20 protein-coding genes, 1 other RNA gene and 1 riboswitch are annotated in these 21,152 nt (G+C 67.3%); of the genes, 11 read left to right on the plus strand and 10 right to left on the minus strand.

Going from position 1 to position 21,152, the window contains the following annotated elements; genetic code table 11:
• From RMP06_RS14080 to RMP06_RS14100, 5 genes are all read left to right on the plus strand, one after another.
• Positions 1-236 (plus strand): acyl-CoA carboxylase biotin carboxyl carrier protein subunit (locus RMP06_RS14080; RefSeq protein ID WP_310462411.1); only part of this gene is annotated, 236 nt, incomplete at its 5' end.
• Positions 237-259: 23 nt separating this feature from the next.
• Entirely contained in the window at positions 260-721 is a 462-nt protein-coding gene (locus RMP06_RS14085) for a VOC family protein (protein WP_310462412.1), read from the plus strand.
• A 79-nt stretch (positions 722-800) separates the two neighbouring features.
• Positions 801-2,708, plus strand: coding sequence for a propionate--CoA ligase (locus RMP06_RS14090; RefSeq protein ID WP_310462413.1), 1,908 nt, complete (start codon positions 801-803; stop codon positions 2,706-2,708).
• Between the two features lie 163 nt (positions 2,709-2,871).
• Entirely contained in the window at positions 2,872-3,384 is a 513-nt protein-coding gene (locus RMP06_RS14095; RefSeq protein ID WP_310462414.1) for an ATPase, read from the plus strand.
• A complete protein-coding gene (locus tag RMP06_RS14100) occupies positions 3,381-3,611 on the plus strand; it encodes a hypothetical protein (RefSeq protein ID WP_310462415.1) in 231 nt (76 codons plus the stop codon). The genes RMP06_RS14095 and RMP06_RS14100 overlap by 4 nt, the downstream gene beginning before the upstream one ends.
• A 12-nt stretch (positions 3,612-3,623) precedes the next feature.
• Here the strand turns inward: RMP06_RS14100 and ybiB are convergent, their stop codons facing one another.
• From ybiB to nirB, 5 genes are read right to left on the minus strand one after another with little or no spacing between them, the layout of a single operon-like run.
• Positions 3,624-4,538 carry a DNA-binding protein YbiB gene (ybiB, locus tag RMP06_RS14105; protein ID WP_310462416.1) on the minus strand — a complete coding sequence of 305 codons (915 nt, stop codon included), beginning with the start codon at positions 4,536-4,538 and terminating at the stop codon, positions 3,624-3,626.
• Between the two features lie 22 nt (positions 4,539-4,560).
• Positions 4,561-5,352, minus strand: coding sequence for a class I SAM-dependent methyltransferase (locus tag RMP06_RS14110; RefSeq protein WP_310462417.1), 792 nt, complete (start codon positions 5,350-5,352; stop codon positions 4,561-4,563).
• 11 nt (positions 5,353-5,363) lie between these two features.
• On the minus strand, positions 5,364-8,168 hold the full coding sequence (locus RMP06_RS14115; RefSeq protein WP_310462418.1) for a nitrate reductase: 2,805 nt from the start codon (positions 8,166-8,168) through the stop codon (positions 5,364-5,366).
• 44 nt (positions 8,169-8,212) lie between these two features.
• A complete protein-coding gene (gene nirD / locus RMP06_RS14120) occupies positions 8,213-8,560 on the minus strand; it encodes a nitrite reductase small subunit NirD (RefSeq protein WP_310462419.1) in 348 nt (115 codons plus the stop codon).
• Between the two features lie 31 nt (positions 8,561-8,591).
• The gene (gene nirB / locus RMP06_RS14125) at positions 8,592-11,063 is read right to left on the minus strand and encodes a nitrite reductase large subunit NirB (protein WP_310462420.1); all 2,472 of its coding nucleotides are present in this window, start codon (positions 11,061-11,063) and stop codon (positions 8,592-8,594) included.
• 67 nt (positions 11,064-11,130) lie between these two features.
• Here nirB and RMP06_RS14130 point away from each other — a divergent pair, with 67 nt between their 5' ends.
• Positions 11,131-12,867, plus strand: a complete 1,737-nt coding sequence (locus RMP06_RS14130) for a bifunctional protein-serine/threonine kinase/phosphatase (RefSeq protein WP_310462421.1) — start codon at positions 11,131-11,133, stop codon at positions 12,865-12,867.
• Here the strand turns inward: RMP06_RS14130 and RMP06_RS14135 are convergent.
• The gene (locus RMP06_RS14135; RefSeq protein WP_310462422.1) at positions 12,856-14,097 is read right to left on the minus strand and encodes an MFS transporter; all 1,242 of its coding nucleotides are present in this window, start codon (positions 14,095-14,097) and stop codon (positions 12,856-12,858) included. The two genes, RMP06_RS14130 and RMP06_RS14135, sit on opposite strands and share 12 nt — an antisense overlap.
• A gap of 98 nt (positions 14,098-14,195) precedes the next feature.
• On the opposite strand from RMP06_RS14135, the gene RMP06_RS14140 reads away from it, so the two are divergent.
• From RMP06_RS14140 to RMP06_RS14160, 5 genes are all read left to right on the plus strand, one after another.
• Positions 14,196-15,470: a type IV pili methyl-accepting chemotaxis transducer N-terminal domain-containing protein gene (locus RMP06_RS14140; protein ID WP_310462423.1), complete on the plus strand. Its 1,275-nt coding sequence runs from the start codon at positions 14,196-14,198 to the stop codon at positions 15,468-15,470.
• Positions 15,471-15,602: 132 nt separating this feature from the next.
• Complete coding sequence (locus RMP06_RS14145) at positions 15,603-16,607, plus strand: GGDEF domain-containing protein (protein ID WP_310462424.1); 1,005 nt, start codon at positions 15,603-15,605, stop codon at positions 16,605-16,607.
• A gap of 125 nt (positions 16,608-16,732) precedes the next feature.
• Positions 16,733-17,152 carry a rubrerythrin family protein gene (locus tag RMP06_RS14150; RefSeq protein ID WP_310462425.1) on the plus strand — a complete coding sequence of 140 codons (420 nt, stop codon included), beginning with the start codon at positions 16,733-16,735 and terminating at the stop codon, positions 17,150-17,152.
• Positions 17,153-17,177: 25 nt separating this feature from the next.
• Positions 17,178-18,545, plus strand: a complete 1,368-nt coding sequence (locus RMP06_RS14155) for a (Fe-S)-binding protein (protein ID WP_310462426.1) — start codon at positions 17,178-17,180, stop codon at positions 18,543-18,545.
• A 13-nt stretch (positions 18,546-18,558) separates the two neighbouring features.
• A complete protein-coding gene (locus RMP06_RS14160) occupies positions 18,559-19,137 on the plus strand; it encodes a DUF3501 family protein (protein ID WP_310462427.1) in 579 nt (192 codons plus the stop codon).
• A gap of 11 nt (positions 19,138-19,148) precedes the next feature.
• On the opposite strand, the gene RMP06_RS14165 is transcribed toward RMP06_RS14160, so the two are convergent.
• The 4 genes from RMP06_RS14165 to RMP06_RS14180 form a co-directional block, all read right to left on the minus strand.
• Positions 19,149-19,961 (minus strand): sulfite exporter TauE/SafE family protein, encoded by an 813-nt coding sequence (locus RMP06_RS14165; protein ID WP_310462428.1) that lies wholly within the window; start codon positions 19,959-19,961, stop codon positions 19,149-19,151.
• Between the two features lie 6 nt (positions 19,962-19,967).
• Positions 19,968-20,145, minus strand: a non-coding RNA gene (gene ssrS / locus RMP06_RS14170) — 6S RNA.
• Positions 20,146-20,177: 32 nt separating this feature from the next.
• A complete protein-coding gene (locus RMP06_RS14175) occupies positions 20,178-20,525 on the minus strand; it encodes a cell division protein ZapA (protein ID WP_310462429.1) in 348 nt (115 codons plus the stop codon).
• Entirely contained in the window at positions 20,522-20,755 is a 234-nt protein-coding gene (locus tag RMP06_RS14180) for a DUF904 domain-containing protein (protein WP_310462430.1), read from the minus strand. Before RMP06_RS14180 ends, RMP06_RS14175 begins: the two co-directional genes overlap by 4 nt.
• Before the next feature lie 84 nt (positions 20,756-20,839).
• Positions 20,840-21,079, plus strand: a riboswitch (cobalamin riboswitch).
• Positions 21,080-21,152 lie beyond the last annotated feature (73 nt).

A 21,152-nucleotide genomic window follows, 5' to 3' on the forward strand; every position in this document is an offset into this window, starting at 1 on the left:
CCTACAAGGCGCCGGCGGACACCAGCAAGTTCCTGCTTTCGCCGATGCCGGGGCTGCTGGCCGACGTGCCGGTGCAGGTCGGTCAGACCGTGCAGGCCGGTGAAAAGCTGGCAGTCATCGAGGCGATGAAGATGGAAAACATCCTCGTCGCGACGCAGGACTGCGTCGTCGCCGAGGTGCTGGCCAAGAAGGGCGAGAGCTTGTCGGTCGACCAGCCGATCCTGCGTTTCGTCTGACACGAGCCCGAGGACATACCACCATGAAAAAGCCATTCACGATCCTGGGCATCCAGCAGATCGCCATCGGCGGCACTGACAAGCAGCGGCTCAAGAACCTGTGGGTCGACATCTTCGGCCTGTCGGTCAAGAGCACCTTCGTGAGCGAACGCGAGAACGTTGACGAAGACATCTGCGCTCTCGGCACGGGGCCGACCGCGATCGAAGTCGACCTGATGCAGCCGCTGGATGTAGACAAGAAGCCTGCCGTGCACACCACGCCGCTCAACCACGTCGGCCTGTGGGTGGACAACCTGCCGCTGGCGGTCGAGTGGATGACGGCCAACGGCGTGCGCTTCGCCCCGGGCGGCATCCGCAAGGGCGCGGCCGGTTTCGACATCTGCTTCATCCACCCCAAGGCCAGCGATGAGTTCCCGATCGGCGGCGAGGGCGTGCTGATCGAGCTGGTGCAGGCGCCGGCCGAGGTGATCGCCGCGCTCGGCTGAGTTTCTGGTCATGGCAGGCACCGGCTGACAGTCCCCTGTCAGCCGCATGATTTTGAATTAAGAATTCAGGAGACAGCCCATGACCGCCCACACCAATTACGCCGAATTTCACCGCCGCTCCATCGAAGACCGCGAAGGCTTCTGGGGCGAGCAAGCCGCGCTGATCGATTGGCACAAGCCCTTCGAGCAGGTCTGCGACTACAGCAACCCGCCCTTCGCCAACTGGTTCGTGGGAGGGCAGACCAACCTGTGCCACAACGCGATCGACCGGCACCTCCAGGACCGCGCTGACCAGAATGCGCTGATCTTCGTCTCCACCGAGACCAATACCGAGAAGACCTACAGCTTCCGCGAACTGCACGGCGAAGTGCAGCGCATGGCGGCGATCCTGCAATCGCAGGGCGTCACCAAGGGCGACCGCGTGCTGATCTACATGCCGATGATCCCGGAGGCGGCGTTCGCGATGCTGGCCTGCGTGCGCATCGGGGCGATCCATTCGGTGGTGTTCGGCGGCTTCGCGAGCCACTCGCTGGCCAGCCGCATCGACGACGCGCAGCCGAAGGTCATCGTCAGCGCCGACGCCGGCATGCGCGGTGGCAAGAGCGTGCCGTACAAGCACTTGCTCGACGAAGCCATCAGTCTCGCCAGCAGCAAGCCGGCTGCGGTCGTGATGGTCGATCGGGGTCTGGCGCCGTATGCCAAGGTCGAAGGCCGCGACGTGGATTACGCCACGCTGCGCACGCAGTGCATGGACGCCGTTGTCCCGTGCGAGTGGGTCGCTTCCGACCACCCGTCCTACATCCTGTACACGTCTGGCACCACCGGCAAGCCCAAGGGCGTGCAGCGCGACACCGCCGGCTACACGGTGGCACTCGCCGCGTCCATGAAGCACATCTACATGGGCAACCCCGGCGAGACCTACTTCTCGACCAGCGACATCGGCTGGGTGGTGGGCCACAGCTACATCATCTACGGCCCGCTGATCGGCGGCATGGCGACGATCATGTACGAAGGCCTGCCGATCCGCCCCGACGCCGGCATCTGGTGGAGCCTGGTCGAGAAGTACAAGGTCACCGTCATGTTCTCGGCGCCGACCGCCGTGCGTGTGCTTAAAAAACAGGATCCGGCCTTCCTGACGAAGTACGACCTGTCCAGCCTGAAGGCGCTGTTCCTGGCCGGCGAGCCGCTGGACGAGCCGACCGCCAAGTGGATCGCCGAGGCGCTGGGCAAGCCGATCGTGGACAATTACTGGCAGACCGAGACCGGCTGGCCGATCATGGCGATCTGCAATGGTGTGGAGGCGGCGCCCAGCCGCTTCGGCTCACCCGGCAAGGCGGTGTACGGCTACGACGTGAAGCTCATTGATGAGGCCACGGGTGAGACGATTACCGAACCGGGCAGGAAGGGCGTCGTGGCAGTGGAAGGCCCGCTGCCGCCGGGCTGCCTGCAAACCGTGTGGGGCGATGACAAACGCTTTGTCAGCACCTACTGGACCAGCATCCCCGGTCGGCAGATGTACAGCACCTTCGACTGGGGCGTGCGCGATGCGGATGGCTACTACTTCATCCTCGGCCGCACCGATGACGTGATCAACGTTGCTGGCCACCGCCTGGGTACCCGCGAGATCGAGGAAAGCATTTCCAGCCACGCCAACGTCGCCGAAGTGGCCGTGGTGGGCGTGGCCGACCAGCTCAAGGGTCAGGTGGCCATGGCCTTCGTGGTGGTCAAGGATGCCAGCCGCGTCACGACTGCCGAAGAGGAACGCAAGCTGGAAGCCGAGATCTTCAAGGTCGTCGATGCCCAGCTCGGCGCCGTGGCGCGCCCGGCCCGCGTGCGTTTCGTGACCGTGCTGCCCAAGACGCGCTCGGGCAAGGTGCTGCGCCGCGCGATCCAGGCCGTCTGTGAAGGCCGCGATGCCGGTGATCTGACAACCATGGAAGATCCGGCTGCCCTGATGCAGATCAAGGACCTGGTTACCGCCAAATAAGCCGGATCTACCGGATTCGGCCGGCAAATCCGGCCTCCCGCCCCGCCCATTCGAGCGGGGTTTTTTTTCGTCAGGGGGTCAGTTCTTCTTCAGAATATCAAGAGGCAAAAGTCACGACAAGTTACATAATTAGTTCAAATCATCTACCTGAAGCGAACGGGATATGCCTCGCATCCACATCATTGCCGGCCCGCCGGGCGCAGGAAAAACCACGTTCGCCAAGGAATATCTGCCGCAGGAAGCGGCCTGCAAGAACTTCATCGACGCGGACCTGATTGCCCAGGGTCTGTCGCCATTCGCGCCGGAGCGCATGGCGGTGCGGGCCAGCAAGCTGATGCAGATGACCATCCAGGACATGCTGCGGCTGCGCGAAACCTTCGGTTTCGAGACCTCGCTGCGCAGCCGGGACTACGCCGGCCTGATCCCCGACTGGCGCAGCAAGGGCTATGTGGTGCAGATGGTGTTCCTGTCTCTGCCGTCTTACGAGGTGGCACAGCACCGGGTCAACGAGCGTGTACGCCAGGGCGGCATGCGCATGGCGAACGATGTGGTGCGCCGTCGCTACGAGGCGGGGCTGCACAATTTCCACGCGGTCTACAAGGATCTGGTGGACCTCTGGGTCCACTTCGACAATGCAGGCCCAGTGCCGAGACTGGTGGACTGGAGTGGTGCATGAAGAACGGAAGCCTGATCCAGAACTACATCGCACCGGAAGTGCTTGGTGCGTATTCCGCCCTCAAGCGGGCTGCGGAAATCTCGCGGCAGATTGCTTTCCTCACCGGTACAGATGTGATCGTTGTCCAGGAGGGCCGCATCCTGCGCGAGTCTGGCGCCGAGAGCTACGACCTGCGCACCGAGCGGCCGACCGGCAACGTCCATCCGCTGACCCGCCCACTGCGCTGAACTGAATCCGATTCAGCGCGGCAGCGCGTCCCTCAGGCACTGCACCTGCCGTGCGATGGAGGCCGGCAGCGGAATCTGGCCATTCAGTACTGCGCGGATGTGCTCGGCAGTGGTTCCCGCATCGATCGCGGCGGGCAGCACCGGCAGTTCGACCAGCACGCCCTCTTGCGGCGCCACCGACCTGTCCGGGTCCAGCACGCCCGCCCGGTAGACATCCAGCCGTGGCTGCCGGCGTGCATCGGCCACCGGCTCGCCCTCGGTGCCACGCATCAGCACGGCATCTGCGCTGCTCTCGCGCAGGTACTGCGACAGGCTCACCGCGTACTCCGGGTGGGTGTGGTTGACGACCCGCAGCGCGCTTGGCATCACCGGCAGGATCTTGGCAATCGTGTGCCCGCTGTTGCGCAGGCCGAGCACGCGGCGCAGCGCCAGCAACTGCGCCAGCGGCCGGTTGAGGGTTTCAAGCGACATGAACACCGGCTCGCCGCGCGCCCACTGCGCTGCGGCCCGCTCGGCGTCGGCCGCAGGCGGCAGGCCGAGCGCGGTGAAGATCGCCGCGCTGGTGACGCGGCCGGGGTCGTCGATCGGGCCGTGGACCAGCACCGGCACGCCCTCGCGGGCCAGCAGCAGCGCCAGCAGCGGCGTGAAGTTGGGCAGCTTGCGCGCGCCGTTGTACGACGGCAGCAGCACCGCAGGCGAGGGCGCCACCAGCGGCAGCGTGTGGACCATGGCGGCCTCGACGAAGGCCGAGAGTTCGTCCGCCGACTCGCCCTTGATGCGCATCGCCAGCGCGAAGCCGCCGAGTTCGAGGTCGCTGACGCGGCCGTCAAGGATGCGGGTCATCAGGTCGAGTGCCTGCGCGCGGGTGAGGGAGCGGGCGCCGTCCTTGCCGCGGCCGATGGTCTTGAGGTAGGGGGCGATGGTCATGGAGAGATTGTCGTCGGCAGGTTCAATCGGTGCCCGTGTCGACCTGTTGCGCCAAAAGCGCCCGCCGCACGGCCGCCATGGCTGGCTGCAGTGCGCGCCAGGCGGAGACATCGAAGCCAGCGGGGCGGCGTGTCGTGATGTCGCTGCGCCGCAGCGCCAGCGCGTCCCGGCAGGCGAAGACCACGCTGTTGGTGCCCCGTTCGCCATCGCCGACCACCAGCACCGCATCCGCACCGAAGGTCTGACGGATGCGGGCCACATGCACGTCGAACAGCGGCTGGCTGGCGCTGCTGGGCAGATTGGCGACCAGCCAGCCGGTGTCGGTGAGCGCGCTGGCGCAGTCGTCGTAGAACGCCTGCGAGCACAGCGCCTCGGGCAGGCCTTCCCAGTCGAAGCCGTCCACCAGCAGCACGTCGAAGCGCTGCGGTGGCTCGCGCACCAGCACCGCGCCGTCCAGACACACCACGCGGAACCGCTCGCTGTCGGCCGGAATGCCGAACTCGTCGCGCAAGGCGATCACATGCGGGTTGATCTCGGCCGCCAGCAGGGTGGCGTCAGGCAGATGCCGGTGGCAGAACTTCGCCAGCGAGCCGCCCCCCAGCCCGATCATCGCAAGGCTCGCCGGTCGGGGAGTCCACAGCAGGAAACCCATCATCCGCTGCGTGTACGCCAGATCCAGTCCGTCGGGATCGTCCAGGCGCATGCGGCTCTGGATTTCGCTGAGCGAGAAGTGCAGGGCGCGGACGGTGCGCGCCTGGTCTTGGTAGACGTAGGGGCGGACGTGGTCGTCCGCTGGCGATGGCGTGTCGGGCATACCGTGGATTGTCACGCCACCGCCATGGCCCCCTTCACCAATCCCCGCACCGCCGGCAGGCAGGAGCCGCAGTTGGTGCCGCATTTCAGCTCGCCCTGCAGTTGCGCCATGCGCTCCTCGACGCTGCCGCTGCAACGGCCGAGCACCTGCACTATCTGCGGTTCGGTGACGTTGAAGCAGGTGCAGACCTGTTTGCCGCGCTCCTGCACCGGCACCGGTGCGGTCGGGCTGCCGGTCAGCAGCGCACGGCCGTAGGACTGCGCCGGCAACTCGTCCTGCAACAGCGTCTTGATCCACGACTCGGCCCGCGTGTCGCCGGCCAGCAGCACGCCGCGCAGCAGCCGGTCGGCGCCCACGGTCTGCATCTGCACGGCGCGGTACTGGCCGCGCTGCCGGTCGTGGTAGACCAGCGTGTCGCTGCCCGACAGACCGAGCAGGGCTTCGATGCGCTTGACCAGCTCTTCCGGCATCGGCGCGGCGGCTGCAGCGCGCCAGATCAGCCCGGCCAGCCCGTCCGCGTGCGGTTCGCGCCCGAACGGCAGCACCATCGCGTAGCCGAACTCGGGCATGAGTGCCTTGAGTGCCTCACGGGCCTTCAGCGCGTCCTCCTGTGGCAACCACGCCAGACCCAGCATCCGCCACGGCAGCTTGACCGGCTCGATGCGCACGGCGGTGTGCTTCAGCTCCGGCTGCTTCGAGGTCGGGCAATAAGCGGGCAGCGTCACGCCGTTGATGCCCAGGCGCGCCACGCCCTTGTCGTCCGTGCCTCCCAGGACTTCCTCGCCCCAGTGCATCGGGATCGATGCCTGCGTCGGCGCCACCGACTCGCTGACCTGGATCGGCAGCACGAGACTGCCCCGCCGCGAGCGCACTTCGACCAGCTCGCCGTCCGTCAGACCGCGCCGCGCCACGTCGGTCGGGTGCATCTCGACCACGGGTTCGGCGACGTGGCCGAACAGGCGACCCAGCGTGCCGGTGCGGCTCATGCCATGCCACTGGTCGCGCAGGCGGCCGGTGGTCAGCGAAAACGGGTAGCGCGCATCCCGCGGCTCGGCCACGGGGCGGTACTCGGCGGCGGAGAAGCGGGCGCGGCCGTCGTCGGTCGGGAACACGCCGTCCTCGTACAGCCGCGCCTTGCCGGTCGAAGTGCCTTCGGGCATCGGCCATTGCTGCGGGCCGTCGCGCTCGATCAGGCCGAAGCTCAGGCCGGTGATGTCGAGGTCACGGCCGCGGGTGCTTTCGCGGTGTTCGTTCCACACCGATTCGGCCGTGTCGTAGGGGAAGAGGGTGGTCTGGCCGTTCAGCCGCTCGGGCAGGCGGGCTTCCAGCCGGCGCGCGATGTCCACGCCGATCTGCCAGTCGTGGCGCGTGCTGCCCGGTGCCTTCACGGCCGGACGCACGAGGCTGATGCGGCGCTCGGAGTTGGTGACCGAGCCGACCTTCTCGCCCCAGGTGGTCGCGGGCAGCAGCAGGTCGGCGTACGCGGCGGTCGCGGTGGTGGAAAACGCCTCCTGCACGATGACGAACTCGGCCCGCTCCAGCGCGCGGCGCACCATCGCCTGGTCCGGCAGCGACTGCGCCGGGTTGGTGCAGACGATCCACAGCGCCTTGATCTGGCCGTCGGCGGCGGCCTGGAACATCTCGATGGCGCTCTTGCCCGGAGTCGCCGGCACATCGGCCACGCCCCACAGGCCGGCGACTTCCGCGCGGTGCGTGGCGTTGCCCAGGTCGCGGTGCGCGCCGAGCAGGTTGGACAGCCCGCCCACCTCGCGCCCGCCCATCGCGTTGGGCTGACCGGTGAGCGAGAAGGGGCCGGCGCCGGGCTTGCCGATCTGGCCGGTGGCGAGGTGCAGGTTGATCAGCGCGGCATTCTTGTCGGTGCCGGACGCACTCTGGTTCAGGCCCTGGCAGTAGAGCGACAGCGTGGTGCCGCTGCCGCGCCGGTCGCTTTGTGCGAACCAGCGGGCCGCTTGCACCAGATCCTCTTCCTTGATGCCGCAGACGCGGGCGGCTTCCTTCGGCGTCCACGCCCGCACGGTGTCGCGCAGCGCGTCGAAGCCGCTGGTGTGCGCGGCGATCCAGGCCGGGTCGGTCAGCCCCTCCCACAGCATGACGTGCAGCATGCCGTGGTACAGCGCCACGTCGGTGCCCGGCTGGATCTGCAGGAACAGGTCCGCCGTCTCCGCCGTCTCCGTGCGGCGCACGTCCACGACGATCCAGCGCTGGTCGGGCTTGGCCTTGCGGGCATCCTCCAGCCGGCGGAACAGGATCGGGTGTGCCCAGGCCGTGTTGCTGCCAGTGATGAACACCGTGTCGGCGTGGGCCAAGTCCTCGTAGCTGCAGGGCGGGGCGTCGGCGCCAAGCGTGCGCTTGTAGCCGGCGACCGCGCTGGACATGCACAGCCGCGAGTTGGTGTCGACGTTGTTGGTGCCGAGCAGGCCCTTGGCGAGCTTGTTGAAGACGTAGTAGTCCTCGGTGAGCAACTGGCCGGAGAGGTAGATGCCCAGCGCGTCCGGCCCGTCGCGACGCACGGTCTCGGCCAGGCGGTCGGCGGCGAGATCCAGTGCCGAGGTCCAGTCGATCACCTCGGCCGCGCCACCGCGGGTGCGGCGCAAACGCGGTTGCAGCAGCCGCGTGACCATCGTCACCGGGGCGCTGGCGGTCAGGTGCAGCGTGCTGCCCTTGGTGCAGAGCCGGCCGAAGTTGGCCGGGTGGTCCGGGTCGCCGCGCACGCCGGTGATCTGCGCGCCATCGGACTCGATGATCACGCCGCAGCCGACGCCGCAGTAGGGGCAGGTGGACTTGGTATCGGTCATGCGCAGGGTCACAGGTGGAAGTCTTCGGAGCGTGGGCGGGCGCCTCAGGCGAATTCGCCAATCGCCAGGGTGTTCAACTCCTCGGCGTCGAGGAACACCTGGTTGCCCTCCACCTTGACCGCGAAGCGCGGTGTGCAGCCTTCATCGGGCGCCTTGGCGCAGCCGCTGTCCAGACCGATGGTCCAGTTGTGCAGCGGGCAGGCCACGCTCTCGCCGAAGACGATGCCCTGGCTCAGCGGGCCGCCCTTGTGCGGGCAGCGGTCGAGCAGCGCGAACACCTTGTCCTCGCTGTTGCGGAACACGGCGACATCGCACGAACCCGGCCGGGCTACGCGGCGCGCGCCCAGCACGGGGATGTCGTTGACGGTGCAGATGGATTTCCAGTCACTCATACCAAAACCTCGAATATCAAAAAGAAACCTGTCAGGACACGGCGACCGGCTCGAACTGCCGCGTATCGACGCTGGCCTTGGCCGACTCCAGCCACGGGTCCGCCGCCCCATCCAGCGCGAACTGCAGCCGCTCCCACAGCTCCTTGCGCAGCTCGGCGTTGTCCACCACCTTGGCCTTGACGTAGTCCAGCCCGACGCGGTCGATGTAATGCACGGTGCGTTCCAGGTACCAGCCTTCCTCGCGGTAGAGCTGCAGGAAGGCGCCCGCGTGCTCCAGCACCTCGGCCGGCGTCTTCACCTTGACGAAGAACTGCGCCACCTCGGTCTTGATGCCGCCGTTGCCGCCGACGTACAGCTCCCAGCCGGAGTCCACGCCGATGATGCCCACGTCCTTGGTGCCCGCTTCCGCACAGTTGCGCGGGCAGCCCGAAACAGCGAGCTTCACCTTGTGTGGCGAGTACATCGCCCACAGTGCGCGCTCCAGATCCTTGCCCATCTGAGTCGAGTCCTGCGTGCCGAAACGGCACCACTCGCTGCCCACGCAGGTCTTCACCGTGCGCAGCGACTTGGCGTAGGCGAACCCGGACGGCATGCCCAGATCGGCCCACACGCCCTGCAGGTCTTCCTTCTTCACGCCGAGCAGGTCGATGCACTGGCCACCCGTGACCTTGACGGTCGGGATGGCGTACTTGTCGGCCACGTCGGCGATGCGGCGCAGATCAGCCGCCGTCGTCTCGCCGCCCCACATGCGCGGGATGACCGAGTAGGTGCCGTTTTTCTGGATGTTGGCGTGGCTGCGCTCGTTGATGTAGCGGCTTTGCGGATCGTCCAGAGCTTCCTTCGGCCAGGTGCTGAGCAGGTAGTAGTTGATCGCGGGACGGCAGGAGGTGCAGCCGTTCGGGGTTTTCCAGCCAAGGCGCTGGTAGATGCCGGCGTGGCTGACGAGGTGCTCCTTGCGGATCGCGTCGCGCACTTCCTGGTGGCTGAAGTCGGTGCAGCCGCACATCGCCTTCTTCTTCGGCGTGGCGCTGTAGTCGCCGCCGGCCGTGAACATGATGAGCTGCTCGACCAGCCCGGTGCAGGAGCCGCAGGACGCGCTCGCCTTCGTGTGCTTGCGCACCTCGTCGAGCGTGAACAGCCCCTTGTCCTTGATCGCCTTGCAGATGGTGCCCTTGGTGACGCCGTTGCAGCCGCAGACCTCGTCCTTGTCGGCCATCGCGGCGGCCTTGCTGTGCCCCTCATGGCCGACGTCGCCGATGTTGGATTCGCCGAACATCAGCCGGTCGCGGATGTCGTGGACCTTGCGGCCTTCGCGCAGCAGCTTGAAGTACCAGCTCCCGTCCACCGTGTCGCCGTACAGGCAGGCGCCCACCAGCTTGTCATCCTTGATGACCAGCTTCTTGTAGACGCCGCCGACCGGATCCGACAGCAGGATTTCCTCGAAGCCCTCGCCACCCGTGAAATCGCCGGCCGAGAACAGGTCGATGCCCGTCACCTTGAGCTTGGTGCTGGTCTGGCTGCCGGTGTAGCGGCCGATGCCGAACTCGGCGAGGTGCGTGGCGCAGACCTTGCCCTGCTCGAACAGCGGCGCCACCAGCCCGTAGGCGATGCCGCGGTGGCTGGCGCACTCGCCGATCGAGTAGATGCGCGCGTCGGTGACGGTCTGCAGCGTGTCGGAGACGACGATGCCGCCGCGCCCGCCGTGGTCGCACAGCAGGCCCATCTTCTTCGCCAGGTCCGTGTTCGGGCGGATGCCGGCGGCCATCACCACCAGGTCGGCGGGAATTTCGCGGCCGTCCTTGAACTGCACCGCCAGCACACGCCCGCCCTTGCCGTCGTCCTGGTCGCCGATCAGCGCCGCGGTCTGGGCGCCCATCTCGAACTTCAGGCCGCGGTCCTGCAGCGATTTCTGCAGCAGCTTGCCGGCCACGTCGTCGAGCTGGCGCTCCATCAGCCAGCCGGAAATGTGGACCACCGTGACCTGCATGCCGCGCAGCATCAGCCCGTTGGCCGCTTCCAGCCCCAGCAGGCCGCCGCCGATGACGACGGCGTGCTTGTGCGTCTTGGCCGTCTCGATCATGGTGTTCGTGTCGGCGATGTCGCGGTAGGCGATCACCCCGTCCAGATCCTTGCCCGGCACCGGCAGGATGAACGGGTTCGAGCCGGTGGCGATCAGCAGGCGGTCGTACTCGGCCTCGATCGTCTCGCCTTGCGCATTGACGGCGGTGACGATGCGGCGGGCGCGGTTCACGTCGGTGACCTTGGCGCCCAGGTGCAGCGTGATGCCGTTGTCCGCGTACCAGCTCAGCGGGTTGAGGATGATCTCGTCGATGGTCTGCTCGCCGGCCAGCACGGGCGAGAGCAGGATGCGGTTGTAGTTCGGGTGCGGCTCGGCGCCGAACACGGTGATGTCGTAGTGGTCCGGGGCGATCTTCAGCAGTTCTTCCAGCGTGCGCACACCGGCCATGCCGTTGCCGACCATCACGAGTTTCATCTTCTTCATCACGGACTCCTTGAGATTTCGTGGAATTACTGTTAAATGGCTGCTTTTGTTACCACGATGGCGAACAATGAGCTTTGAAGTCAACATTGGGTACACGAGTGCCACGGGGCTGCGCGAGCACAACGAGGATTTCGCGGCCGTCGTGCGCGCCGATGCACACGAGGAGGGACGGGGGCTGATCGCCGCCGTGGCCGATGGTGTCTCGGCCGGTGGGCTGGGTCGCGAAGCCGCGCAGACCACCGTGATGAGCCTGGTGCAGGACTTCCACGCCGCACCGCCCACCTGGGAAACCACGGTCGTCCTTGACCGCCTCATCGCTGCCCAGAACGCCTGGCTCGCCGACCACAACCGCCGCCGCAACGGTGCGGGCAACGACCGCCGGGCGGCACTCACGACGCTGACCGCCCTCGCGCTGCAAGGCCAGACCTGGACCGTCGCCCACGTTGGCGACACCCGGGCCTGGTTGCTGCGCAACGGCGAGCTGCAACTGCTCACCCAGGACCACGCGCTCGATCACCCCGACTTCCGCAGCCAGCTCACGCGTGCGGTCGGCCTTGACCTCACGGTGCGCGTGGACTACCTGCAAGGCGAGCTGCACACCGGGGACACCTTCGTGCTCACCTGCGATGGTGTGCATGGGGTGCTCAAGCCGGATCGGCTGCGCGCCTTGCTGACCTCACCCACCAGCACCACTTCGGCCCAGACCGCCAGTGAGGCGCTGGTGGAAGCGGCACTGGCTGCAGGCAGTCAGGACAACGTCACAGCGGTAGTCATGCAAGTTATGGGCCTGGCCCCGCTGCGACTGGAAGACACCCAGTCGCGGGCGCGGCAACTGCCTGTGCCGGGGCGGCTGAAGGTGGGTGATGTGCTCGACGGCTACACCGTCACGGCGATGGTGGCCGACACGGGGGTCCACCGGCTCTACCAGGCGCGCGAGGCGACCACACGGGCGCTGGTGGCCATCAAGACGCTGCACGAATCGCGCGCCAGCGACCGCGAAGAGCAGGCGATGCTGGCCCACGAAGCCTGGTTGGGCCTGCGCGTGACCGAGCGCGAAGGGCAGGGCTTTGTGCGGGTGCGCGAGGTGCACGACCCGAGCGCGTTCTACACCGTGTTCGACTGGCACAGCGGCCACACGCTGGAGCAGCAGCTTGCCCAGCCCGATTACCGCAGCGAAGTCCCCGATGTGGTGCAGGGCGGATTGGCGTTTACCCGCGCTTTGGGGCGCATGCACCGACTTGGTGTGGTCCACCGCGACATCAAGCCCGGCAACCTGCACCTGGGCGACGACGGGCAGTGGCGGGTGCTCGATCTGGGTGTGGCCGTGTCGGGGCGCGAGCCGGCGGCCATGCGCAGCCTGCACGCCGGCACCCCCAGCTACATGAACCCCGAGCAATGGCAGGGCGACCACGGCCAGCCGGCGGATGCGGGCAGCGACCTCTTTGCCCTGGGGGTGACGCTTTACCAGTGGCTCACCGGCAAGCTGCCCTACGGCGAAATCGAACCGTGGCAGACCGGCCGTTACCGGTGCGACCCGACACCGCCGTCGCGGATGCGCCCGGATGTGCCGATCTGGCTCGACCATGTGGTGCTGAAGGCCGTGGCGCGGGATCCCCGGCAGCGTTTCGAGACAGCGGAAGAGTTCGCGCTGGCGCTGGAGCGGGGGGCGTCGCGGCCGTTGAATGCGCTGGGAGCGACACCGCTGGCGATGCGCGATCCGGCGCTGCTGTGGAAGGTGGCGTGCCTGGTGTCCGTCGCCTTCAACCTGCTGTTGATCTTCTGGCTGCTGTTCTTACCGCGCTGAGACGGCGGCCCCGTGGCTGTGGCTGCGGGCACGGCCACCCTTTTCCGCCCAGGTGCGGGTCCAGCGGATCTGCATCACGCGCATCACGCCGAGCATGACCAGCGCCAGCACCGCAAACACCACGAAGCCCCAGGCGTAGGTGCCCAGGTATTGCTTGGACGCGCCCATGACGTTGGGCACCAGGCCGCCGCCGAGCGCACCGATCTCGCCGATCATCGAGCCGGCCACCGCCGTGCTGGTCGGCCAGCGCAAGGGCACCAGCTGGAACAGCGCGCCATTGCCTGCGCCGAGGGCCGCGAAACAGGCGATCAGCAGCAGGGTGGTCAGCGCGAGCGAACTGGTGGACAGCCCGATCAGCGTCAGCGTCACCGCCACGGCGACCAGCACCAGCGTCAGCGTGTTGACACCGCCCCAGCGGTCGGAGAGCCAGCCGCCCACCACCCGCACCGCCGCGCCCATGAAGGCCGCCAGCATCGTCAACTGACCCGCCTGCACCTTGCTGACGCCGAATTGCTCGTAGTAGTACGACGGCAGGAAGGTGATCAGCCCGATGAAGCCGCCGAAGGTCACGCCGTAGATCAGGCTGAAGACCCAGCCGTCCTTCTCGAACAGGCAGGCGATGTGTTCGCGGAAACCGGCGTGCCTGTCCACGTCGGGCGGCTCCTTGGCGAAGACGATCATCACCACCATCGGCAGCAGGATCGCGGCGGCAGCGACGCCGTACACGGCTTGCCAACCCAGCCACTGCGCCAGCGGCGGCGCGACCAGCACCGACACCGCGGTGCCGACGTTGCCCGCGCCGACCAGCCCCATCGCCAGCCCCTTGTGCTGCGGCGGGAACCAGCCCGAGCCGAGCGACAGCGCCACACCGAAGCTCGCCCCCGCCACGCCGAGCAGCACGCCCATCGCCAGCAGGTCGTCGAAGGTGTGGACCATGAAGTAGCCGTACAGCATCGCCACGGCGATCAGCCCCATCTCCACCAGCGTCGCGTTCTTGCGGCCGATGTACTGGGACAGGATGCCCAGCGGGAAGCGCATCAGGGCCCCCGCGATGATCGGGATCGACAGCATCAGCCCGCGCTGGGCGGGGGTCAGGTTGAAGGTTTCCGTGATGAACGGCGCCATCGCCCCGTTGAGCACCCAGATGCAGCAGGAGAAGGCGAAGTAGAAGAAGGCCGAAAACAGGGTGGGCCCGTGGCCGGCGCGCAGGAAAGTTTTGAAAGTGGACATGGCTTGGCGGCGATTGAGCAGCGGATGGTTCTACTGCACGTTGCACTGCACAAAACATGCCACGATGCTGGCCTGAAGTCTGCTTTGTGCGTTGCCACATGATCAATCTCCTTGCCATTGCCCCCGCGCTGCCTGACGCACCCACGCTCGTCACCGATCTGGAGTCCAACGGTCTGCAGGTCTGCACCCGTGCCACCTGCGCCCAGATGGTGCGCGAGGCGGTGCGCCATGCACCGGACCTGATCGTCGTCTGGGAGCCGCACCCGGATGAGGCGCTGTTCGAGGCGGTGCGCCTGCTCGAAGCGGCAGTGCCGACGCCGGTGCTGGTGTTCACCAGCGATGTGCGCGCCGAGACGATGGAGGCGGCGCTGGCGGTGGGCATCGACGGCTGGATCGTCAACGGCTATGCGCCCAGCCGGCTGCGTCCGCTGGTGCAGGTCAGCATCGCCCGCTACCGCCAGACCCGCCAGTTGCGCGAGGAACTTGCCGACCTCAAGCGCCGTTTCGAGGAGCGCAAGCTGGTGGACCGGGCCAAGGGCTTGCTGATGTCGGCGCGGCAGGTCAACGAGGACGAAGCGTTCCGGCTGCTGCGCTCGGCGTCGATGAATGCCAAGCAGCGCATCGGCCAGGTTTCGCAGCAGGTCATCGACTCCGCCCACTACGGCGACGCCATCAACCGCGCTGGCCGCCTGCGGATGCTGTCGCAGCGCATCGTCAAGCTCTATGCGCTGGCGGCCACGGGCGTGGAGTCGGCGGGCTCGCGTGCGCTGCTGGCCGACTCGGGTGCGCAGATCGACCAGAGCTTGCAACTGCTGGACCGCGCGCTGTCGCGCCCGACCTTTGGCGACCTGATCGACGCGGTGCAGGCAACCTGGGCGCAGGTGCACGCGAGCCTGGTCAATGTGCCGGTGGCGTCGCGGCTTGCGGCACTCGACCACGACGCAGAGCGGCTGCTGGAGCTGTCCGATCGCCTGACACAGGCGCTCGAAAACGCCGGACTCGCGCCGACGCTGCACGTCATCAACGTCTCCGGCCGCCAGCGCATGCTGGCGCAGCGGCTGGCCAAGCTGGCGCTGCTGCGCGAGGGACCGACGCTGTCGGCAGGTGAGCCACTGCCGGCCGAACTGGCCCCGACCGCCGAGGCCTTCGAGCGCGGGCTGGCCTATCTCCGGGAGATTCCGCTGTCGACCCCGGCCATCCGCGAGGGCACGGCCGCGGCGGAACTGCACTGGCAGGAAATGCTCGCTGCCGTGCGCGCAGGCGCGACGCCGGTCGCCCGCGTGACGCTGGCCGCCGCCAGCGAGGCCCTGCTCGAACGCTTTGACCGCCTGACGCGCGAGTACGAGCAAAGCATGCAGTTGCTGATGGGCTGATCTGCACACGGGCTGAACCGCCCGGTCAGGGGGGCCGCGGGCGGTGAAGGAGTTCACGCCCGCGCGGCGGCCCGTTACCTTGTGTGAGTTCGGTCGCAGTCGGTGAGGAGGTGACCTGCCTATCATGCCCGGATGAACATCCTCGAATGGCCTGTCCCCGTGGCGCTGCCTGCTCTGCTGGCTGGTGGTGTGCTTGATCTGCTGCAGGTCGAGGGGGTGCTGCTGGCGCTCAAGGACGCTGACAGCGGGCGCTACCTGTGGGCCAACCCGCCGTGTCTGGCGTGGCTTGGTGCCGATGCACAGCGGGTGGTGGGCGCCGCGGACCTGGATCTGCTGCCGCAGGCCGAGGCCAACGCCCTGCAGGCGGCGGACGCCCGTGCGCTGGCGTCGGGCCAGTTGGCGGTGGTGGAGGACCACCGCTTCGAGCGCGCCGGGGTGCGCGCCGAGTTCCATGTGGTGCGCCACATTCTGGTGCCGACGGACGGCCCGCGCCAGATCCTGAGCCTCTGGCGCGACGTGACGCAGAGCCGGCGCGATGCGGGTCGGCTGCAATCGGCGCTCGACCAGATCGAGCGCCAGCAGCAATCGGTCGAAGCACTGCGCCGCCAGCATGCGCAGGGGCTGGACCGGCCAAGCGAGCTGTTCCGCCGCGAGCATTTCGAGGAACACCTGCGCCGCGAGGCGGCACTGTCGCAGCGGGAACACCGCGAGTTCGCTCTGGTGCTGCTGGCGCTGGACCGGGTCGAATCGCTGCGCCAGACGCTGGGCGAGCCGGGGGTGCAGGCCGTCACGCAGGCGATGGGCCACTTGATGCGCACCAACACGCGGGCGATGGATGTGCTGTCACAGCTCGGCGACGGGCGCTTCGCGATCCTGCTGTCCGGTGTCGGGCTGGCAACGGCCCACGCGCGCATGGAGCACCTGCGCCGAGCCTGTGCCACCGAGGTGGTCGTGGTGGCGGGGCAGGGCTTCAATTTCGAGGTGTCGATCGGGGTGGCGAGTTTTCCGCACACAGCGGCGACACTGGCCGACCTCAGTCAGGCCGCCGTGCGGGCGCTGGCGGATGCGCGCCAGCGCGGGGGCAACCGGGTGGCGCTGGCGTCGATCCGAATGGGCGAGATGCTGCCGGTGACTTGATCCGAACCGAGTCGAGTCGATTGATTTTCGCCTGCGTGGGCATAGCCAATCTCTAATCGACGCCCGCCTGGGGTCGTCCTATCGTCAGCGTCTCGGATCTTCCTCGGATTTCACCGGAGACTGACATGACACTCAAGGGTTCCAAGACCGAACAGAACCTGAAAGAGGCCTTCGCAGGCGAGTCTCAGGCCAACCGGCGCTACCTCTACTTCGCGAACAAGGCCGACATCGAAGGCCAGAACGACGTTGCCGCGCTGTTCCGTTCGACCGCCGAGGGCGAGACCGGCCATGCGCACGGGCACCTCGAATTCCTCGAAGCGGTGGGAGACCCGGCCACCGGATTGCCGATCGGCTCGTCGCGCCAGAACCTGACGGCTGCGGTCGCCGGTGAAACGCACGAGTACACCGACATGTACCCCGGCATGGCCCGCACCGCCCGCGACGAGGGCTTCGACGAGATCGCCGATTGGTTCGAGACGCTGGCCAAGGCCGAACGCTCGCACGCCAACCGCTACCAGCGCGCGCTCGACACCCTGGAGGACTGAGCGGCTGTCTGCGCAGGAGATTCCCGTGAGCCAACGCGAAGGCAATCTGGAGGCGCCCACCCGCCACCCCCTGAACTGGCAGAGCGCCGACTTCCACGACGAAGCGCAATGCGAAGCCGAGATGGAGCGCGTGTTCGATGCCTGCCACGGTTGTCGCCGCTGCGTGAGCCTGTGCCAGTCCTTCCCGACCTTGTTCGACCTCGTGGATGCCACCGCCGATGGCGAGGTTCACGGGGTCGCGAAGGCGGATTACAGCAAGGTGGTCGATCAGTGTTACCTCTGCGACCTTTGCTACGTCACCAAATGCCCCTACGTGCCGCCACACCCGTGGGGGCTGGATTTTCCGCACCTGATGCTGCGCGCCAAGGCGATCCGCTTCCGCAAGGGTGAGGTGTCGCGTGCGGACCGTTTCCTGGCCTCGACCGACGTGCATGGGCAGTTCGCCGGTGTTCCGGTGGTCGTGCAGGTGGTCAACGCCGTCAACCGCACGCCCTTGGTGCGCGGGGTGATGGAGCAGGTGCTTGGCGTTCACCGGGATGCCTGGATGCCGGAGCTTGCCAGTCAACGCTTTCGCAGCAGCGCTGCGGCCAGTCCGGCCACGGTCAGCACCAACGGCGAGCGCACGCCGGGCAAGGTCGCGGTGTTCTCGACCTGCTTCGTCAACTACAACGATCCCGGCATCGGCCACGACCTGCTCAAGGTGCTGGCGCACAACCGGATTCCCTACGAACTCGTCGAGAAGGAGCGTTGCTGCGGCATGCCCAAGCTCGAACTGGGTGATCTGGCGTCGGTCGAGGCCAGCAAGGAGGCCAATATTCCCGTGCTGGCGCGCTACGCCCGCGAGGGTTACGCGATCCTGGCGGCAGTGCCATCCTGCACGCTGATGTTCAAGCAGGAACTGCCGCTGATGTTCCCCGACGATGCCGACGTGGCGCTGGTGCGCGACGCGGTGTGGGATCCGTTCGAGTACCTGGTGGCGCGGCACAAGGACGGCCTGCTGCGCACCGATTTCACGCAGGCGCTGGGTCGGGTCAGCTACCAGATCCCGTGCCACGGCCGGGTGCAGAAGATCGGCCGCAAGACGGAAGAGCTGTTCCGGCTGATCGGCCGGACCGTGGTGGTCGAGCTGAACACGGTAGAGCGCTGCTCCGGCCACGCCGGCACCTACGGCATCAAGAAGCCCTTCCACGAAACCGCCATGAAGATCGGCAAGCCGGTGTTCATGGCCATGGCCAAGCTCGGTGCGGAAGGCCAGCCGCCGGACTGGATCAGCTCCGACTGCCCGCTCGGCGGCCACCACATCGCGCAGGGCATGGCGAACAACGGCCTGCCTGCGACGCCGCTGGCCCACCCGCTGTCGCTCGTCGCGCGCGCCTACGGCCTGAATCCTTGAAGGAGACGCTGGCATGGCCCTGACCCGCGACAGCCTGATGACCCTGGAAGCCTATGCCCGCGTCCGTCCCGCCATGCGCGCCGAGGTGATCGCCCACCGCCGCCTGCGCAGCGTCCACCTGGGCGAGCACATGACGCTGCAGTTCGAGGACGAGGTGACGGTGCGCTACCAGGTGCAGGAAATGCTCCGCGTCGAGAAGATCTTCGAGGAGGCGGGCATCCGCGGCGAGCTGGAGGCCTATGTGCCGCTGTTGCCGGACGGCGGTAACTGGAAGGCGACGCTGTTGCTCGAATACCCGGAAGTGCAGGAGCGTCGGCGTGCGCTGGCGCGGCTGATCGGGGTGGAGGACCGGGTGTTTGTCGAGGTCGAGGGCCATGCCCGTGTCTATGCCATCGCGGATGAGGACCTGGACCGGGAAACCGCGGAGAAGACTTCAGCGGTGCATTTCCTGCGCTTCGAGTTCGGTGCGCGCACACGTGCGGCGATCCGTGCCTGCGCCGAAGTGACGCTGGGCTGCGACCACTCGGCCTATCCGGTGCATCAGCGCGCAGGTGCCGAAACCCTGGCGAGTCTGGCGGGTGATCTGCGCTGAGCCTGCCGGAGTCAGCCCATCGACTTGTAGAACATGTAGGCCGCCAGCCCATACAAGGTGCAGGCGAAGACCTTCTTGAGCTGCTTGATGTTCATCGCATGCGCAGTGCGGGCACCGAGCGGGGCCGTGGTGACACTGGCGATCGCGATGATGGCGAGTCCCGGCAGCCACAGGTAGCCGAGTGCGCCTGGCAGCGGGCTTGGCATCGACCAGCCACCGACCACGTACCCGACAGTGTTGGCCAATGCAATCGGAAAGCCGAGCGCCGCCGAGGTCGCCACGGCGTTGTGCATGGACACGTTGCACCAGCTCATGAAGGGCACCGAGATGAAACCCCCGCCCGCGCCGACCAGCCCGGAGATGAAACCGATCACGCCGCCCGCGCCCAGGCTGCCCGCCGTTCCGGGCATCTGCCGGGTGGGTGCTGGCTTGCGGTCCAGCAGCATCTGCGTGGCGGAAAAGGTGACGAAGACCGCGAACACCAGCGCCAGCGTGGTGCCCTTGAGCAGCGAGAACACCCCCGCGCCCGCCAGCAGGCCACCCAGCACGATGCCGGGTGCGAGGCGGCGCACGATGTCCCAGCGGACGGCGCCGCGCTGGTGGTGCGCACGCACGCTGGAGATCGACGTGAAGAGGATGGTCGCCATCGAGGTGGCGATGGCCATCTTGACGGCCAGCGAGGCATCGACACCGCGCGCCGACAGGATGAGCGTCATGAAGGGCACCATCAGCATGCCGCCGCCAATGCCGAGCAAACCGGCGAGGAAGCCGGTGCACATGCCGAGGGCGAGAAGCTCGGCGACCAGGGTGAAATCGAGGTGCATGTGGGGGTGTCCGCTGCGAACCGAGGGCCGCATTCCTGAACCCAGGGGATTCAGGTGGGCGAGGTCAGACCGGCTTCGGGTTCATCTGACGCGAGACGATCACACCAGCTGGTCGATGTTCCAAGCCCAGGCTCGCGAGAGCATCGGTTCAAGGAAATAAAAACCCCCGCGAACGCAGCGGACGGGTCAATTCTATGCCGATCCACGCCGACCGAATCAGGCCGGCGTGTGATCCTGGTCACCAAGTGCAGCTTCGATGCGCCGCACCAGATCATCGACGTCGATGGTGATGAGCGGGACGCTCGGGGTGGGTGCCGGATGGGCGTCGGTGACCGGTACCGGCGCAGCGTGGCCGTCTTTCGTGCGCTGTTCGATGAGCGAATAGGCCAGATTGAGCGCCGCCAGCACGGCGATGCGCTCCCGGGCCTTCACTCGGCCGGCATCGCGGATGGCACACATCTCGCGGTCCACCTGACGCACTGCAGCGGTCAGGACGGCTTCACCACCGTCCGGGCAAGCCAGGATGTAGCTCTGGCCCATGATGCTGATGTCGAGCTGTTTCATACACCGCCTCCAGATGCACCGCGGTCGTGGGTATCGACATCACCGGCCGGCAGGCGCTCGATCAATGCATCAATGCGGGCCCGGGCCGCTGCCAGCCGGGAGCGCAGATTGTCCCGTTCGGCCGCGACGGCGGTGAGTTGCTGGTCGAGCAGTGCGTTGGTGCGCTGCAGCTCTTCGTGGCGCAGCAGCAGCCGGTCTACCCGTTCGGCGAGGTCTTCGAGTGTGGACATTGCGCGGTGGCGGTTGGCGTAGTGATCGGCGCGACAGTGCGCGCTCCCTGACCGTGTCGATTGTAGTGGTCCGGGCGCGCACCGTTTACAATTCACGCTGTTGGTGCTCGTGCCGGCCTTCACGCCAGCACGGTTAAACGGGAAGCAGGAAAGTCAACGCCCCTTCGGGCCACGCTCAACCTGCGCTGCCCCCGCAACGGTAAGCGGACGGGAGCCATGCGCTCTCCGCCTCGGCGCACACACCACTGGTGTCATTGGGATACCGGGAAGGTCGTCCGAGGTTCGTCCGTCAGCCCGGATACCGGCCAACGGGGGGCGAATGACGCAGGTCGTTCGCCATTGAGGTGTGTGCCTGCGGGGAAGCTGGCGCGCACGATCTTTCCGTGTAGTCCTCTCC

It is taken from the genome of Sphaerotilus sp., assembly GCF_031429695.1.
Classification (GTDB): Bacteria; Pseudomonadota; Gammaproteobacteria; order Burkholderiales; family Burkholderiaceae_C; genus Sphaerotilus.